This is a genomic window from Arthrobacter sp. UC242_113, from assembly GCF_044054585.1.
Lineage (GTDB): Bacteria > Actinomycetota > Actinomycetes > Actinomycetales > Micrococcaceae > Arthrobacter.
In genome coordinates, this window is record NZ_CP171968.1 from 239,912 (window position 1) to 256,528 (window position 16,617).

Annotated in this window: 19 protein-coding genes; 6 read left to right on the plus strand and 13 right to left on the minus strand. The window is 63.0% G+C overall.

Annotated elements, in window-relative coordinates; translation table 11 throughout:
• Positions 1 to 45: 45 nt before the first annotated feature.
• The 5 genes from ACHMXB_RS01070 to ACHMXB_RS01090 all read right to left on the minus strand — a co-directional run bounded on the left by ACHMXB_RS01070 (position 46) and on the right by ACHMXB_RS01090 (position 4,404).
• Positions 46 to 894: a GIY-YIG nuclease family protein gene (locus ACHMXB_RS01070; protein ID WP_395402009.1), complete on the minus strand. Its 849-nt coding sequence runs from the start codon at positions 892 to 894 to the stop codon at positions 46 to 48.
• Between the two features lie 75 nt (positions 895 to 969).
• A complete protein-coding gene (locus ACHMXB_RS01075) occupies positions 970 to 1,899 on the minus strand; it encodes a hypothetical protein (RefSeq protein WP_395402011.1) in 930 nt (309 codons plus the stop codon).
• A gap of 278 nt (positions 1,900 to 2,177) precedes the next feature.
• The gene (locus ACHMXB_RS01080) at positions 2,178 to 2,909 is read right to left on the minus strand and encodes an excalibur calcium-binding domain-containing protein (RefSeq protein WP_395402013.1); all 732 of its coding nucleotides are present in this window, start codon (positions 2,907 to 2,909) and stop codon (positions 2,178 to 2,180) included.
• 382 nt (positions 2,910 to 3,291) lie between these two features.
• Entirely contained in the window at positions 3,292 to 3,960 is a 669-nt protein-coding gene (locus ACHMXB_RS01085; RefSeq protein ID WP_395402015.1) for a class F sortase, read from the minus strand.
• Between the two features lie 27 nt (positions 3,961 to 3,987).
• Positions 3,988 to 4,404, minus strand: coding sequence for an excalibur calcium-binding domain-containing protein (locus tag ACHMXB_RS01090; RefSeq protein WP_395402017.1), 417 nt, complete (start codon positions 4,402 to 4,404; stop codon positions 3,988 to 3,990).
• Positions 4,405 to 4,648: 244 nt separating this feature from the next.
• Between ACHMXB_RS01090 and ACHMXB_RS01095 the strand changes: the two genes are divergently transcribed.
• Positions 4,649 to 6,037: an MFS transporter gene (locus tag ACHMXB_RS01095; RefSeq protein WP_395402019.1), complete on the plus strand. Its 1,389-nt coding sequence runs from the start codon at positions 4,649 to 4,651 to the stop codon at positions 6,035 to 6,037.
• A 20-nt stretch (positions 6,038 to 6,057) separates the two neighbouring features.
• Here the strand turns inward: ACHMXB_RS01095 and ACHMXB_RS01100 are convergent, their stop codons facing one another.
• From ACHMXB_RS01100 to ACHMXB_RS01110, 3 genes are read right to left on the minus strand one after another with little or no spacing between them, the layout of a single operon-like run.
• Complete coding sequence (locus ACHMXB_RS01100) at positions 6,058 to 7,074, minus strand: TDT family transporter (protein WP_395402021.1); 1,017 nt, start codon at positions 7,072 to 7,074, stop codon at positions 6,058 to 6,060.
• A complete protein-coding gene (locus ACHMXB_RS01105) occupies positions 7,071 to 7,595 on the minus strand; it encodes a PaaI family thioesterase (RefSeq protein ID WP_395402023.1) in 525 nt (174 codons plus the stop codon). The genes ACHMXB_RS01100 and ACHMXB_RS01105 overlap by 4 nt, the downstream gene beginning before the upstream one ends.
• Before the next feature lie 41 nt (positions 7,596 to 7,636).
• Positions 7,637 to 8,353, minus strand: a complete 717-nt coding sequence (locus ACHMXB_RS01110) for an SDR family oxidoreductase (protein WP_395402025.1) — start codon at positions 8,351 to 8,353, stop codon at positions 7,637 to 7,639.
• Between the two features lie 126 nt (positions 8,354 to 8,479).
• Between ACHMXB_RS01110 and ACHMXB_RS01115 the strand changes: the two genes are divergently transcribed.
• On the plus strand, positions 8,480 to 8,962 hold the full coding sequence (locus tag ACHMXB_RS01115; RefSeq protein WP_395402027.1) for a winged helix-turn-helix transcriptional regulator: 483 nt from the start codon (positions 8,480 to 8,482) through the stop codon (positions 8,960 to 8,962).
• Between the two features lie 59 nt (positions 8,963 to 9,021).
• On the opposite strand, the gene ACHMXB_RS01120 is transcribed toward ACHMXB_RS01115, so the two are convergent.
• A complete protein-coding gene (locus ACHMXB_RS01120; protein ID WP_395402029.1) occupies positions 9,022 to 9,345 on the minus strand; it encodes a hypothetical protein in 324 nt (107 codons plus the stop codon).
• 7 nt (positions 9,346 to 9,352) lie between these two features.
• Entirely contained in the window at positions 9,353 to 9,943 is a 591-nt protein-coding gene (locus tag ACHMXB_RS01125) for a hypothetical protein (protein WP_395402031.1), read from the minus strand.
• A 235-nt stretch (positions 9,944 to 10,178) separates the two neighbouring features.
• Between ACHMXB_RS01125 and ACHMXB_RS01130 the strand changes: the two genes are divergently transcribed.
• Entirely contained in the window at positions 10,179 to 11,696 is a 1,518-nt protein-coding gene (locus ACHMXB_RS01130; RefSeq protein WP_395402033.1) for an MFS transporter, read from the plus strand.
• A gap of 15 nt (positions 11,697 to 11,711) precedes the next feature.
• On the opposite strand, the gene ACHMXB_RS01135 is transcribed toward ACHMXB_RS01130, so the two are convergent.
• Positions 11,712 to 11,840 (minus strand): hypothetical protein, encoded by a 129-nt coding sequence (locus ACHMXB_RS01135; protein ID WP_395402035.1) that lies wholly within the window; start codon positions 11,838 to 11,840, stop codon positions 11,712 to 11,714.
• Between the two features lie 436 nt (positions 11,841 to 12,276).
• On the opposite strand from ACHMXB_RS01135, the gene ACHMXB_RS01140 reads away from it, so the two are divergent.
• Complete coding sequence (locus ACHMXB_RS01140; RefSeq protein ID WP_395402037.1) at positions 12,277 to 12,810, plus strand: hypothetical protein; 534 nt, start codon at positions 12,277 to 12,279, stop codon at positions 12,808 to 12,810.
• Positions 12,811 to 13,113: 303 nt separating this feature from the next.
• Here ACHMXB_RS01140 and ACHMXB_RS01145 read toward each other — a convergent pair whose 3' ends face one another.
• On the minus strand, positions 13,114 to 14,349 hold the full coding sequence (locus ACHMXB_RS01145) for an MFS transporter (RefSeq protein ID WP_395402039.1): 1,236 nt from the start codon (positions 14,347 to 14,349) through the stop codon (positions 13,114 to 13,116).
• Positions 14,350 to 14,589: 240 nt separating this feature from the next.
• On the opposite strand from ACHMXB_RS01145, the gene ACHMXB_RS01150 reads away from it, so the two are divergent.
• Complete coding sequence (locus tag ACHMXB_RS01150; RefSeq protein WP_395402041.1) at positions 14,590 to 14,838, plus strand: hypothetical protein; 249 nt, start codon at positions 14,590 to 14,592, stop codon at positions 14,836 to 14,838.
• Positions 14,839 to 15,536: 698 nt separating this feature from the next.
• On the opposite strand, the gene ACHMXB_RS01155 is transcribed toward ACHMXB_RS01150, so the two are convergent.
• A complete protein-coding gene (locus ACHMXB_RS01155; RefSeq protein ID WP_395402043.1) occupies positions 15,537 to 15,977 on the minus strand; it encodes a phosphohydrolase in 441 nt (146 codons plus the stop codon).
• 139 nt (positions 15,978 to 16,116) lie between these two features.
• Between ACHMXB_RS01155 and ACHMXB_RS01160 the strand changes: the two genes are divergently transcribed.
• Entirely contained in the window at positions 16,117 to 16,599 is a 483-nt protein-coding gene (locus ACHMXB_RS01160) for a hypothetical protein (protein ID WP_395402045.1), read from the plus strand.
• The last annotated feature ends 18 nt before the right edge of the window (positions 16,600 to 16,617 follow it).

Genomic DNA, 16,617 nt, shown 5'->3' on the forward strand with positions numbered 1-16,617 from the left:
CGCAGCCGCTCCCCGCACGGCGGACCTGCGCAGTCGGGCGTCGGCCTATCGCAGATCTTCGGAACTCTTCATGCCGGCCGTCTCAAGGCGCATTCGTTCCAACTCATCAAGGGTTCTCCCGGCTGCGTTTTTCCAAGAGGTCCTGCCGTTGATCGAACGTCCTACTAACGTTGCGGCGGCAGCTGAGGGACTTGCAAAAAGGTGATCTCTGACCAGAACCAACCGGTCGCCACTTATCTCGATGACTCCCTTTTCCTGGAGCTTGCGTCGGAGGTTAATGATCCATGGCGGACAGCTTTCCGTCTCATCGGGACGGCCATATGAGCCGGCGTCCACTACCAGACCCTCTGGCGTCAAGGTTCCAGTACCCTGACAGGCCGGACGGATGAACGAGAGATGGTGTGTCGAAGTTGCAGCTGACTGGGTGGAAGGGGCGCCTAAATCCCTTTTCTGGATGGGCTCCATCGCTGGAAAGCCGAGCGTTGTGAGGAGAACGGAAATCGTGTCCAGATATTCGTTGCAGTCGGCTTCCAACGGAGCCGGTGTATGCCGGTTTGATGCACCATTGCCATTCATTAGCCTGAAGCGCTCCGACCGGATCGCCTGATCAATGGCTTTCCATTCCATGTAGCCCACATGCGTGTCGGTCCAAGTGTTGGTCAATGACACAGCGACCAATGCGCGTTCCCAGTAGTCCTTATTTGCAGTGTGCTGTTTTAGACGGTTGCCGACATTGCCGGTCTGCCCGATGTAGCAAACATCTGAGGCTTCCTCTGATGCGCCAAAGAGGAAATAGAGGCCCACTTGGTTGGACTCGGGCATGCTCAGGAAATCGGTCAGCAACGTTCGAGGCACATCAAACACCCGAACGGTCCGGGTCGTTATCTCGGCCATGCGAATGCCAGCGGGATCTCCGTAAGGGAGGAATATTTGTATCGTCTGTGGTCGGTTAAGCAACGCTCGTACATCTCATTTCGATTGGGCCAAGTGGGATCGTGCGGCGAACTGCGGTGCGGTGAGTTCATTATGTGCTGTGCACTTTTTCCCGATGAGCAGGTCGACCGCGTCCCTGACTCCTTCCGTTTCTGCAGTTCGTCCTCGGCGCACGATGCCGCTGTCATCGACACTTATGTAGCCCCACTCGAAGAGGGCGTCGCAGCCGAGGGCGCAAACCAACATGGCGGCACTCTTGAAGTCTTTTCGTTCCTCTTCGGTGGATTCACTTCGCGGCTTGATGTGTCCCGCGATGAGCAGTTTTGCCGGCAGTATCTCGCCGCAAACCGCGCACGGAGCAGACGGGCGTCCTCCAAGAAGATGTCTGCGGAGGGCGGCCTGCTCCTGGCGAACGGCGGCAAGCGCTACGGCGTCGGTCTCCCCTAGACCCCAAGTGTCCTCTGGCAGACCAAGAAATGTTCCTTCGTCAGAGACAGGTGGGGAAATGCCCAGCTCAGTAACCAACGCTAGGCCGTCCTCCTCGGCCAGCCGAGACATGTATTTCAGAGCCGGGACTCCGTCTCTACGAAGAGGGCCGGGGGACCCCCATCGAATCAGTTCAGCCACGCGCTGCCAGGGCAGATTCAAATTTTTCATTATGGGGTCGACTGTGATCAACCAACCCTGGTCAGTCTCATCTGGCATCTTTGTGTATCCCGGCGGACGTTCAAAGGGGACACAATCATGGGTCACTGTGCTGACCGCGCGGAGGTATTGCTGGCCGTAATGGAACACTATATCGCCGGGCTTCATGTCCCAGAGCAGACGTCGGGCTTCAGGGACCACGCCGTTGCCCTGCTTGCAGGTCCAGAGTGTTCCGTGGTCAATCACAATGGAATGGTTTCTTCCCTGGCTCGCCCACCAGAAGTTCATGAAGGCACCCCCCTTATTCGTCGCGCTTCTCAACCTGCACAGCTTATGACAAAGGATTCAGTCAAAGGGTTCTTGGTCTGCAGCGACTCGAGACGTACGCGAATTCCTCGGTCGGTCGGGTGCCGCGGAAAACCTTTGTCTTGTGCCACTCTCCCGGCCCAGCAAAGTAACAGCCAGCGATGAGATGGCATTTCCGACGGGCTTGGTCCGGTCCAACGCCTCAACGGCAGCCGGTGCGGCGTGGGCACGTGCTCCGAGTATGACGAAAGGGGCCCACTGCTGAAAACAGCGGGCCCCTTTCTTTCGGGGCACTATTCGCAGCCGATTCCGTCGCCGTCGCGGTCAAGGTGGGACGCGTACCCGGGGCTGCCTGCGTATACGGGTGCAGCGCCTGCCGCCCTAGCCGCAGTGCAGTTCTTGTAGTAGACGAAAGCGGGTGCAGGGGCGGCGGGTACTGCCGCTTGCTGGGCCTCCTGTTCGGCGGCAGCCTGCTGTGCGACGCGGTCCGCAGCCGCCTGAGCAGCCGCAGCCTGATCTGCGGCGGCCTTTTCTGCTGCTTTGCGTGCCGCTGCTTCACGAGCGGCTGCTTTTTCGGCGGCGAGCTTGTCAGCCGCTGCCTTTGCAGCTGCCTTCTCCGCGGCGAGCTTGTCTGCCGCCGCTTTGGCAGCGGCCTTTTGAGCTGCGGCCTTGTCGGCTGCGATCTTTGCTGCCGCGGCCTTGGCCTTTGCCTCACGTGCTTCGACGATCTTGTGCGAGTCTGCTTCGGAGAGCCACACGAGCTGCGCGTCGTCACCCTCGGTGCAGATGAAGGTTTCGCCGTTGTAGGTCTGGGACTCGTCGACGGCCGAGCAGGTGGTCTGGGCCGGATTCGTTTCGGTTGGCGTGGCTGAGGCCGTGGCCGTTGTCTCCTGCGCGGTCACGAGGGCTGTCTGGCTGCCACCGGTACTAGGTGCAGCCCCCGCTGCCACGACGCCGCCCAGCATGAACACAAGGATTCCGGAAATGGTTACTGTCAGCGCACCCTTTCGGTGCGGAATATTCACCCAAGTGCGCCGCCTAAGGAGCAATGCGTAAAGTCCGGTGAGAACGGCAATTATCCCCAGAAATACCATTACGGCAGCAATGCCGCCGGCGATGGCGGCAATCAAGAGAATAAATAGCACGATCGCCGTGACGATCCAAAAGAGCGGACCAGGACGCCAGCCGGTTTTCGGGCGCGCGGGCATAGCGGAGTTATCGTTCATGGTTTTCCCCAAAGAAAGTTTTTGTGCGAGCGAGCGTAATCACGCTAGGGCCCGGGAATCAAGAAAAGCCGAAGAAAGCCGCAGGATTCTCGAAGGCCATCCGGCAATGACGACGCCCAGTAGCGAGGGCCGAATGGTGACGAAGCGGTGGCTGGTCTGCGCACCGAACCACCGCCTTGTCCTAGGCGACGACTTTCGCATAGACAACATAGTTGTCTTCGAAGAGACCCGTCGCCGGATCGTAACCGTCACACGTGATGAGCCGAAGCTCCGGTCCCTCCGTATTCCCGTATACGGTCTGCGTCGGGAAGGCGTCCTTCGCGTAATGGTCAGCATGATCAAACTTGAAAACGCTCGTCGTGCCGTCGTGGCGAGCTACCGTAATGAGGTCACCTGTTTTGAGTTGGCGGAGGTTTGCGAAGACGCCTGGACCTCCGTCTGTTGCATTGACGTGTCCCAGAAGGACGGCGGGTCCGAGCTCGCCGGGCGTTGGAGAACCGTTGTACCACCCAGCTGGGGCGCCTGGACCATCCGGCGGCACTTCCACGGAGCCGTCTGACTTAAGGCCAAGGCTTAGCAGTTCGGAGTCGATGCCGGCGGACGGAACGCTGACGGAAACCGGGTCCGAAGCTGGCAGAACCTTCTGCGGCGCAGAGGCAGACGTTGCTGACGGCACTACGGTGTCGGCGGCAGCCGAAGTCTGGACTGGAGATGCGGGTGTAACAGTGGCTGCCGCTGGAGCGGCGACGGATTGCACCGAAGCGCTGCTTGCGCAGCCTGTGAGAAGGAGCACGGCGACCGCCGCAGACGCCAGTTGGCATCTGCGACGGGCGCTGGTTGAGCTAGTCATACGACCCGTTGTTTCCGGTCCCGCAGCCTACGCGCGGACGGACGCGCGACGACGCACGATCATCGACCCGGCCAGTGCAGCGACGGCAAGACCGCCAATGGCAAGGAATTCCGTGCCATTGTTTACAGGCTGAGCAACGCCGGTCTCAGCGCCGCCGACGGGCATCTGTGCAACCTGGGCCGGAACCTGGTTGCCGACAGCCGGAGCCGGAGCGACATTCGTGGTTCCGCTGCCGAAAGCGGAGTTTTCACAGGCGATGCCGTCGTTGTCGCGGTCAAGGTGCGAACCGTAACCGGGTGCCCCAACCGGAATGTTGTAAGCGCCTGCGGCTGCTGCTGCCGTGCAGTTCGGGAAGGCCATCGGTGCCGCGTTTGCTGGGGCAGCCGCCATTGCTGACAGTCCGACCACTGCTGCTACTGCCAAGGCAGATACGCTCTTCTTCATTTCTTGTCCCCATTCTTCTGGTGCGCGCCACACAGAGCGAGTGCAGACCATCGCGAAGGGGGAAGTCTGCGGCACGCGCGGCGGGCGAGTGATATTGGCATTTGCCTTGCCAGTTATATCAACCGAAATGGTTGAAGTGTCAATGTGACGTGGGCCGCAAAAGCGTGTCGGCTTTACCGTGCTACGCTGGCGCGCTTACTGCCAATATTGTGGACTTGCGCCCGTGGTGCGAAAGACTGTTGCCGTGAGCAACTCTCCCCCCACCGGCAACCAAACTCGCCAGCGCACAGGCCTCGCCGTTGCCGGCCTCAGCCTGGGCACGTCGCTGAACCCGCTGAACTCATCGATGATCGCCGTCGCACTGGTGGTGCTGCGCGAGGACTTCCGGCTCGACGTCGCCACGGTCACCTGGGTGATCACCGCCTTCTACATCACCTCGGCCGCCGGCCAGCCTCTGATGGGCAGGTTGGCCGACCGGTTCGGGCCGCGGAAGCTCTTCATGCTCGGAATGGCCCTGGTGGCGGTGGCCTGCGCGCTGGCGCCCTTCTCGCCCAACTTCGTGTTCGTCTGCATCGCCCGCGCGCTCATGGCGCTGGGGACCGCGACGGCGTACCCGAGCGCCGTCGTCATGGTCGGGGAACTGGCCAGGCAGGCCGACGTGCCGTCCACCCGCCCTCTGGGCCGGATCCAGATGGCCAACACGTCCGGGGCCGCGGTCGGCCCGGTGGTCGGCGGTCTGCTGGTGAGTCTGGTCGGCTGGCAGGCGCTGTTCCTGATCAACGTGCCGCTGGCGCTGGCCGCCCTGCTCGTCGTGCGGAAGTACGCCCCCGCGGACCAGCGGCGGGAGCACGGCAGCATCGCCACGCTGCTGCGTGACTCGGATATACCCGGCATCCTCGCCTTCGTGGGCAGCATGGTGCTGCTGCTCATGGGACTGTTGAATGCGCTGCCCGGCCTCCGCTGGTGGCTGCTCGGCGGTGCGATGGTGTTCGCCGTGCTGTTCGCCTGGCGCGAGCTGAGCTTCAATCGCCCGTTCCTGGACCTGCGGCTGCTGGGCAGGAACCGGCCGCTGCTGCTGGTGTACTTGGGCTTCACGGTGTTCAGCGGCGTCTACTACTTCGCGTTCTTCGGGCTGCCCCAGCTGCTGCAGGACGCCGCCGGATATGACCCCGGCCTGGTCGGCGTGCTGATGCTGCCGCTCGCCGCCATGTCGGTGGTCGTCACGCCACTGGCTGCCCGCGCGATCGACAGGTTCGGGGTGCGGCGGGTGCTGCTTGCCGGCGTCGTACTTTTGGCGGTGGCGGCAGCGGCACTCTGGCTCCTGACGGCGTCGTTCTTCATCCCGCTAGTGCTGGTACTGACCGCCCTGATGGGCGTGCCGTATGGGTCGGTCAGCATCGCCTCCAACCAGGGGCTGTACCTCTCGGCCGCGCCCGAGGACAGGGGAGTGGCCGCCGGGATCTTCCAGACCTGCCGGTACGTCGGCGCCATCAGCGCCACCGTGATGATCGGCATCTTCTACAGCACCGGCGTCAACCAGGAGAACTGGGGCCGGATCGTACTGGTGATGCTGGCGCTGAGCGCGGTGACGTTCGTGGTCTCGCTGCTGTGGCGGGAGCGGAAGACTGCGTAAACGTCCCGGCGATGGTCTCGTCAGCGGCCTGCGCGGCCGCTTCGGCGGGCACTTCGTGCCGGCGCGGTGCGGACTGCAATGGCCAAAGTAAAGGCTGTCGCGAGGCCGAGAACCGTCCAGGCGTAAACTTCACGGCCGGGGAGATCCGTTGTTGCAAGCCAGCGGATGGAATAGTTCGCGGTTGCACCAACAGGGAAGGTGAATACCCAGAACATCTGCGTGAAGGGAAGCTTGCGGTACTCGGCCAGGAGCATGACCTGCATCAGCGCCATGATCACCAGCACGCCTGTCAGGCCGAGCTGCACTGCCCCCACGGGCCCCGGATGTGCCACCATCCAGGCGATGTTGGCCGTTGCAGGCGCAGCCAGATACGCGGACAGTCCGGTCTTGGCGGCTGGCGGCACCTCGCCGCCGGTCATCAGCCGCACGGTGACGACGGTTCCCATGACCAGCCAGAAGAACGCGCCGACGCCGTACGCTGCCAGGGCCGCATCATGGGCATGGATGCTTGAGAATCCGATGCTGGCGACGAAGAATCCGGGCACGACGGGCAGCAGGTAGCCGGGATGGATGGATTGCATGGATACCCCGTCGGTGACCCAGTGGGCGAGGAGCTGGGCGGCGACGATGGCAAGGGCGGCAATGAAAGCCATGCACAGCCAGGCGCCCCATGGCGGCAGGTACTGGCTGTAGTGCGCCGAAAGCAGGATCCCCACCAACGGGATGAAGGACGCAAACGGCCCCGCCAGTTCATGTCTCAGGTCGGCCCGGAATGCTCCTTTTTGACGAAGGCCGCGGAACACGTAGAGGGCGGTCAGGATCAGCCACAGAGTGCTGGCTGCTCCGTACAGAATTTCCTCAGGCCACATCGGGGATCCGAGGGAGCTCCTCGCGGCGGACCAGCCGCCGCCGAGTCCGGCAAGGCCCAATGGAATGCCGAAGCGGCTCAAAGCCGGCATTCCCGAGGGGGTGGCCGGGGGCAGGGCGCGATCCTGAGGGGCCGGCGCCAGCGCCGCAATGGTGCCGGTATCAGTCATCTCGTCGGTCCGTCCGGTTGGTGGGGGAAGATGAGCAGCGTGCTCGTCGCGGTGGCGAGGAGTTCTCCGCTGGCGGTGCTGAGGCGGCCTTCGGTGAATATCACCCGCGGGCCGGATTTCACCACCGACCCCTCTGCCCGAAGAGCGCCTTTCTGGAGCGTGATGGGCCGCAGGTACTTGACCGCCAGGTCGATGGAGGTGTAGCCGATCCCGGCTTCCAACGTACTGTGTGCTGCGCAGCCGAGTACCGTGTCGAGGAGCGTGCAGGCCAGGCCGCCGTGCACCATTCCGAGGGGGTTGTAGTGCGCTTCTCCCGGCTCGCATTGGAACTCGACGTGTCCGTATTTCGCGTCGACGAGATCGAACTTCATGAGGGAAGCGATCGGCGGCGGTGCAATGCTGCCGTCGCGGAGGCCGGAAAAGTAGTCCAGGCCCGACAGCTGCGGCAGCTGTTCGAGCGCGATTGCCGGATCCGTCCAGGTGAAGGTTTCCGAGCGTTCCGCCGAGGTGTTGGTTGACATGGGGATTTACTCCTCAGGCTCTCTGCAGAGGTTTGGCGCCGTCATGCCGCGGCGTTGGCAGCCAGGGCAGGGTACAGATCCGAGATCGGACCCGACAGGCCCAGCTTCACTCCGGCGCTGATGTCGTCCACGATGACCTCGTAATCACCCTGCTCGAGTCCATCGAACGCCTTCCGCGCCACTTCCTCTGGGGAGGTCTTCGGGGCATCCACGCCCTTGGCCATGGCAGTGTCGATGTAGCCGACGTGCACACCCGTGACCTGCGTGCCCTGGGGTGCCAGCTCCACCCGGAAGGAGTTGGTGGCCGACCACAGCGCCGCCTTTGATGCGCTGTAGGCGCCGGTGAGCGCAATCCAGCTCAGCACCGAGTGGATGTTGAGGACCGCTGATGCCCCGCTGGCGGCGAGCACCGGCGCGAATGCCCTGGTCAGGGCGACCGGTCCGAAGAAGTTGGTCTCCATGACTCCACGGAACTCCCCGTCGGAGAGCGCCAGCAGAGTGTCCGATTCGACGCTCATGCCGGCGTTGTTGATCAGGACCGTGACGTCCCGGGTCTGGGTGACGGCGGCCCGGATCGAGTCGGCGTTGGTGATGTCGAGGGCGAGAGGGATGATCCGGGAGTCGCTCCACTCTTGCGGACGGCGGGCTGTTGCGTACACCTTCGCAGCGCCCCGGTCGAGGGCCTGTTCCACGAGCTCACGGCCCAAGCCGCCGTTCGCACCGGTGACAAGGACGACGGCGCCAGATAGCAGTGGCATGGTTTCTCCTGGTGTCGGATCGAGCGGCGGCACGGTTGCCGCGGCCTCAGAGTCTCAGGTTAGCGGAGTTAGTTGGATTTTCCAACTGACTGTATGATTGGAGAAAGTACCGAAAGCAGGTGAACAATGAATCGGCCGACCGAAAAGGCAGTGGATGCTCCGAGGGCATGTTTCATCGCGGCGGGCCTGGACGTGCTGGGGGAGCGATGGGCACTCCTGGCGCTTCGTGAGATGTCGCTCGGCGTTCATCGGTTCGATCAGATCGCGCGCAACACAGGCGCATCCCGCGACATCCTGACGGGCCGACTGCGCACCCTCGAAAACCGTGGCGTGATCGAACGCGTCCAGTACTCCGAGCGCCCCGCGCGCTACGAATATCACCTCACAACTTCCGGAGCCGAAGTCGCGCCCATCCTCATTTCACTCGCGGCCTGGAGCAGTACGTGGATGCGCGACGAGACGCCCCGTGCCTCCTACAAGCACAGCTGCGGGGCCGACCTGAAGCCGCTGGTCCTGTGTGCGGAATGCGGTGAGGAGTTCAAACCGGGAAGTCTGATGCTCGGACCGCTGGTGTCAGCGGGCGGTACGGACCCGGCGTCGGACCAGTAAGAACAAAACCGAAACAGAGGACGACGGCGGTGCATCCCGCCGTCGTCCTCTGGCCACCGTTACTGGGCAGAGCGCCGGTTGCGTGCTTGGCGCGCCAGCCGGCTGAAGGCGAAGATGAAGACGGCCTCGATCAGCACCATCAGTCCGAGCAGCAGCCACCGCCCGTGGCTGATGAACACCACCGCGCCGGTGAGGACCAGCATGGTTCCAAGCGCCAGGGCGTAGACGGCGAACCCCAGAGCCACCTTGGCACTGCGCACACCTGTGCGGAAACCAAAGCCCTGCGGCTGTCCGCCGGGCAGTCCGCGGACGCGGTCGGGTCCTGCAGGATGGAGCCGGTCGAACTCCTGCCACAGATCCTCGTCGTGATCCCGATCCGTCATGCTTCAATTATCCCGCGCAGCGGGGCGCCTGTTCCCTGTCGGCGGCCCCTGCAGGAAGTGCCGTGCCGACGGGATTCCCTGACGAGATCTGCCGCTTCACCAGCTCAAGCTCCAGTTTGAGCTGGTCAACGGTGGCACGGTATTTATCGAAGTCCGCCTTTCGGCGCCTTTCCATGAAGTAACTGACGACCGTGGCGAGAATGCCAAGCGGGAAAGACACCAGCAGGGCCCAGCCGGACGTGCCAAGGAAGCCCAACGCTACGGGCAGTGCCTGCTGGAATGCCATGAACGCGTTCATTCCGTCGAACACCGCGTTCAGGGCGGAATCCAGGGGGCCCAGAAACTGCCCCACCATGGGCGTCCCGGAAAGCGACGGAGCGTTCAGCGGTTCCCCTGGAGACCAGCGCGGGTCGCCGACATGGTTCAGGACGTAGATCCCGGCACCGGCGTTGAGTGCCGCGAAGAGCAGGACGGCACCGAGCACAGTCCAATGAAGCCTGCGGGGACGCCAAACACCGGCCGCAAGCCCGAAGACGGCGGCCGCAACCCACGAAAAGATGCTGAGTTCGTCACGGCCCAGGCCGCTCAATGGATCCAAGGAATTTCCCGCCCTAACAGTTATGTCGAGGCCTGTTCGGCCGCAAGCGAGCCTATCCCAGTCGCCGCTGAACGAACGACGGCGGAGGCCAGGGTCGTGTGAGTAAGGTGCGGTTTTTCATTGTTGTGCCAGAATGCTGGTGGGAAGATGGACGGAGAGTTGGGCTTCCACCGAAACGGGGTTGCCGGCGATCTGGCGGCACGTGCCCAGCCTGATAACAGGCGGTGACCGAGCCATGACAGAGCGCCATTTGCAGCAGCGACGATTGCGTGTGTCCGACGTCAACGTCGTCAACCACCGGACCCTGAGGAAAGCACTCGGCGGGACCATCGTGGGTAACACCATGGAGTGGTACGACGTCGGCGTGTTCGGCTACCTGATCACCACGATGGGCCCGGTGTTCCTGCCCGAGGCGGACAGGGCAGTGCAGAACCTGTTCCTACTGGGAACCTTCGGCGCCACGTTCATCGCCCGTCCTTTGGGCGGCATCTTCTTCGGCTGGCTGGGCGACAAGATCGGCCGGCAGAAGGTGCTGGCGATGACCCTGATGATGATGGCCGCGGCGACGTTCGCCGTCGGCCTGCTTCCCGGGTACGCGGTGCTGGGCATCTGGGCCGCCGTGCTGCTGGTGGTCACCAAGCTGGTCCAGGGCTTTTCCACCGGCGGCGAGTACTCCGGGGCCACCACCTTCGTATGCGAGCACTCACCGGACCACCGCCGTGGCTTCTTCGTCAGCTTTTTGGACATGGGCAGCTATCTGGGCTTCGCGCTGGGCGCCGCACTGGTGTCAGCGCTCCAGCTGATACTCGGCCAGGGGCAGATGGAGGCGTGGGGCTGGCGCATCCCGTTCCTGATCGCGGGCCCCCTGGGCATCGTGGCCATCTACTTCCGCATGAAGATCGAGGAGTCACCCGCCTTCAAGGCCACGCAGGAGGCGGAAGCCGTGGCCGCCCAGCATCACGAGACCGACGACGAGCTCCGCCCCGTCGGCCCGGTGGGGATCTTTAAGGACCACTGGCGCCGCATCGTGCTGGCCATGATCCTGGTGGCCGCCGGCAACACCGTGGGCTATGCCCTCACGTCCTACATGCCCACGTACCTGACCACCAACAAGGGCTACGACGAGATCCACGGGACGCTGCTGACGGTTCCGGTGCTGGTGGTCATGTCCCTGTGCATCCCGCTGACGGGACGCCTCTCGGACAGGATCGGGCGGCGGCCTGTGCTCTGGATCGGGGCCATCAGCACAGTGGTGTTTTCGCTTCCGGCGTTTCTTCTGATCTCGATCGGAACCGTGCCGGCCACGCTCGCCGGGCTGGCGCTGGTCGCGTTTCCCGTGGCGTTCTTCGTGGCCATCCTCGCGTCCGCGCTGCCTGCGCTGTTTCCCACAGCCCACCGCTACTCCGCCATGGGTATCGCCTACAACTTCGCTGTGGCGATTTTCGGTGGCACCGCTCCGTTCATCATCGCCGCGCTCATCCAGGCAACAGGCAACGACCTGATGCCGGCATTTTACCTCATGGCGACGTCGGCCATCGCGGCGGTCGCCATCTACTTCCTGCCGGAATCCGCACAGCGGCACCTCCCCGGGTCCATGCCCAGCGTGGATTCGGACGAAGCCGCCCGGGAACTGGTGGCCACCCAGGACAGGAACCCGCTGCTGGAGATAGACACCCTGCCGTTCGACAGCAGCTACGAGGCCGCGCGGGCTGCGCATACGGGAGGGCCTCCTGACAGGCCGACGGTCATGTGACGCCAGGCTGGGCGGTCACCAAGCGTCGTCAAAGCCGGTCAGCTTGCGTGGCAGTCGTACCGCCTCGCCGCTCAGGCATTCGAGCTGTAAGCCGTCAATGGTCTGGTATTGGGTCAGATTGAGCACGGCGTTGTCGGTGGTCACGCGGATGTGCCGTGGGCGACAACCAAAGAGGCCGCGGTCGCTGAGCTCCTCGCCAGTGCTTAGCGAATGTTGTGAGGCGCAGGGCACCACCGGCCCCGATGGGGAACGTGCTCGGCGTACCACTGCGGCCTGATGACAACGCCGGCGCCTTGGCGCGCCCTGAAACAGTCCGAGGCCACCGATGTCGTTCGGGGCAGCATTGAACGAAGGATGAGCAAGGCTTTCCGAAGAAGATCGAAATAAATATCTCAACACAGGGGAAAGTATTAATCAATACCTCTGACCGCTTCTTATTTTGGGAATCCGGACGTACGCTAAACCTCTCACGCCACTGAGAAACATGACGTTCCGACTCTTAAGAGCGCAATTTAGATTTGCGTAACTCACAATGATATTTCGCGGCCAAAGGCGGCCGCCGAGTACCTCGGAGAAACTAATGAAATGCACCAAAGTACATGCTTTTGCGTCCTCCGCGTTGTTTATCACCACTCTGCTGGCGGTTGGACCGACCGCAGTTGCCGTCCCTCCAGTCGAGGGCCCTACCCCCGGTGACTTCGTGTTCGACGCGACAAAAGGGCAAGCCTGCGAGGACTTCCCTCTGCGCATCGAGGCATCCGGTTCGAATGTGACCGTGAGAACTTTTCTCGATAGAAAAGGCAAGCAGGTCCGCATACTCCAGGCCGGAAGAGGGTACACCCTTACTTATACCAATCTTGACACTGGTAAATCATTAACAATTAGGCCGACTGGCTCGAATCGGACCACGGTGGACAACGGTGACGGAACGTTGACCGTCACAGAAACTGGAACAGCTGGCATTATTCTGTTTCCGACTGACACGCCCAAGGGACCGATCAGTACTCAGTTCTACGGCCGAATAATATACACCCTGCTCAATGACGGGTCCAACACGCTGACCTCGCTGAGATCCTCTGGTACGAGCATTGATATCTGCGCTCAACTGGCGTAGTGGCAGTTCGGGGTCGTTTAGCTGATAGCAGCCCCAATAATTGCGTCAAAAAAGCGCATTGGTCGACGCAGGCTTGCGCTCACGGCGTTTCGCGCGGCGAGGGATCATCTCGAAACCCAGAACCAATGGGTCGAGAAAAGTCCTTCGCCGTTCGAACGAGCCGCCGGCTCCTAAAACCGTGGGAATACCCTCATCTCATGTCTGAGCTTTCTAGCGCGCTTGAATTGCGTCCTACGCCAGTCTCGTCTGGAGAGCTGATAGGACAAGTGTCTGGAGTCCGACGTCGGATCGCTTGCATTGCCGCTAGCGTTGCTGCACTGGTACCGCTGCCTCGCGCTCTGTTTGTGGAGATTCCTTGCGGCCAGGCGGATAGGCGTGCCTCCGGCCCGCCAGCGTAATGAAAAGTGCGACGACGACCGGAACCGCCGCTGCGACCGGCACCATGAGCGGGCCGGCCAGGACCAGGGCAGCCGAGCCGTAGAGCGCTCCGATGGTGATGCCGAGCTGGATGGTCAGGACGGTGAGGCCGTTGGCCGCGTCCCGGTCCTCGCGTCCGGCGCGGAGGATGGCCGCCTGGTTGTAGATGCCGATCGCCCCGAGTCCAGCACCCCACACAGTCATGAGGATCATGGCGCCCGGGATAGTGCCGCCGCCGAGCGGCAGGAGGAGCATCGCGGCGGCGACGGCCGCCGTCGTGATCAGCAGCGAACGGCGGGGCCGGGAGTCCACGGTGATGCCCGCGATCCAAATGCCGATGAGGCCGGAGGCGCCGAGTACGGTGAGGGAGAGGCTGGTGGCGTAGTCGGGCAGGCCGGCTTCGCGGATGAACGGCGCGATGTAGGTGAAGAGCGCGAAGTGCGCCAGGACCAGCAGCGGCCACGCTATCGCCACAGACTTCACGCCGGGCTGAGCGATGGCCTTGCGCATCGACGGGCGGACAGCGTCGGGGACCCGGCGGACCTGCGGCAGCAGCCAGACAGCCAGGCCGGTGAGGAGCAGGCTGAAGCCGGCCAGGAAGAGGAAGGAGGCGCGCCAGCCGAGGAGCGCGCCGAGCGCGGTGCCCACGGGCGCTCCGATGGCCATACCAAGGCTGTTGCCGCTGAAGACGATGGCCAGGGCCTTGCCCACCTTATCGGCCGGGACAACCCGCGAGACGAATGGGGCCACGGTGGTCCAGAGCAGGCCGTGCGCCAGGCCTCCGACAAGCCGCGCGCCCATAGCCGCTGCGAAGTTGGGTGCGAGCCCGACGAGGACGTTGCTGAGCGCAAAGGTGAGGACGAGCGAGATGAGCAGGGTCTTCCGCGGGATCTTCGCCAGCAGCCGTGCGGCCGGGATTACGGTGATCACAATGACGGCGGCATACGCGGCGGCAAGGTAGCCGGCCACCGGCTCGGAGACGTTCAGGCCTTCGCTGATTTGGGGCAGCAGGCCGGATGGCATGAGCTCGGTGGTGATGGCCGTGAACGTGATGGTGGCAAGGACCAGCATCGCGGCGAGCGGTAACCGTTTGGGCGCAGGTAGGGGCAGGGCGGAAGACATGGGGGAGCGGTTCCATTCAAAGGGGTAAGGCGGAAAAGGACGTCGCTGGCCCGGAAGTTCCAACCACAAAGTTACCGAATTTATTCGCGAACGCTCGTACAAATCTCACCCGAGGTCCAGGATTTGCCACGGGGTTGGGCTTCGCCAGCGTCCAGGATCAAGCAGTTACAAAACTTGCTTAGGTGCTAAGCGTTTTTTGTAACTGCTGCAGACGTCGGTAGCCCTGGATACATTGCATCTATGACCAACGATGTGAACCCGGCTAAGAAGCGGGAAGCTGTCCGCAGATGCCCCGTTTGCGGCCTGGAAGCGTGGCGGATCGCGTACGGCATGATGATGGCGGAGGCCATGGCCGCGAACCCGAAGACGGAGTTTGCGGGCTGCTGCGTGACTGAGGAAGTACGGATCTATCCCGCCACCGGCAAGGTTGAATCCGGGGTACCGAAGTGGGCGTGCCAGAACCCGGAGTGCCGGCACCGCTGGTGGTGACGGGCGGCGGGCGTTTCCCGCTACGCCGCTGGGACCATCCAGAATCCGGCGAGGGCTGTGCGGCCCGGGTCGGTGGTCACATGAGTGATGCGGACGGAAACCGGTCCTGCTTCAAGGTCCAGCTTCGCGCGCGCTGTAGTTCCGCAGTCCAGAGCCACTTCATGTGTTGTTCCTCGTCGCAAGTCGGACTGCGAGAGTGTGAGCGATGCTTTGAGAATTCCCACGCATTCAGCGGTGATGATGTAGCTTCCCTTCGGTATTTCAGTCGCCGACGCCCCGAGTCCGCCATCGCCCAGTCCGCCTGATCCGCCCAAGATAAGACCGTCAGGCGGGAGGCCCAGGCGCTTGTCCAGCTGGGCCTGGTTTCTTACCCGGACTCGGGCATGAGCAGGGTCTTCCGTTGGTACGGGAGGGGGCGCTGACCGGGAGATTATGGCTGACGGGTCGGCCATTGGCACGGGAGGGGAGACTACGGATGAAGGGTCAGTCGGAGCCGGGCTTGCGTCCTGGTACTCGCAGGCACTTAGTGCGATTCCGCAACTGGCCGAAACCAGCAAAAGCGCCATAGCCCGAGACCGACGATTTCCCCCATGTGCTGCCATGCGCCCACCCTACCGGCACCGACGGCGGATTCGTCGTGCTGGAGTGGGTCCGACGCTGAATCGGCACGCCGGCAACGAAGAATGCCGGCCAGGCTATTACTGGCCGAGCAGCTGAAGGGCGGTCTTGTACTTGTCGGCAAGCCGCGCCCGGTCTTTGAGTTCCAGGCGTGCCGTCCGCGTCGGGTCGGTGTTGTCTGCGATGTCGGCCAGTTTCACCGCTAGGGCAATGGGATTCTCGCGAATGTCCTCGTAATACTTGTCGCCCTCGTTCTCGAGGGTGCGCGTAAGCAGGACGACGGCGGAAATCACCTCGTAGCTGATGCCGGCGGCCTTAAAGATCCCGGCTGTTATGGGACAGTCCTCGATAACGTCGTGCAGCCATGCCGCCGCAACATGCTTCGGGTCGTCGAGCCTGTTTGCCACCCTGTGGGGATGCTCGATGTAGGGATCACCGTTTTTGTCGACTTGCTGACTATGTGCGCTGATTGCAATTGCTTTCGCTGCACCCACCTCAGGATTGTTGTCGTAATTAGCCACCGGGAGCCTTCCTTTCCGGGCCCACAGGCCCTTCTCCATCCACACCGGCAGGCTATCAATGTGGGCTGACATTCAGGGGGTATCGCACGGGCGGAAGAAATGTCAGTGGGGCCTCTGACAATGAGGGGATCGGTTAGAGATGAAAGGCACCGACATGCTGGATACGATCGCACATCCCGAAACCTCGCTGGAGCTAATGCTGGAGCTTCAGCCAGAAGAAGCGCTGGAGTGGAAAGCTCGGGTGAATCAGCAGCACATAGGTTGGCAGGACGTAGAGTCAGCGGCCCATCTGGTCGCACTCATCCAGGGCATGTGCCGCGATGGCGATTGGCTGGTCGTGCAGACGAAGGGCTCGAGCTCACAACCGATCGGGCGCTATGCCCAGGCCATGAACACCGGCAGCGGATTCCAGGTGGAGGTCGCCCAGATCTGCCGCGGTGTCGCACGCAACTGGCGCGTAGGGCTGGGCGCCGCCGCAGATGAGGCCGGCAACACGCCCTTCGGAGGGGTCTCGGCATCACAGAACCTGAGTCTGGCGGGGGCTTCGGAAGTGATGGTGTCCTGGCTAAACGGCCACGGGCTGCCGTTGGGCTACGGTGCGGCACTCCATGTTTATCAGTAGGCCGGAGTGCCGCCCGGG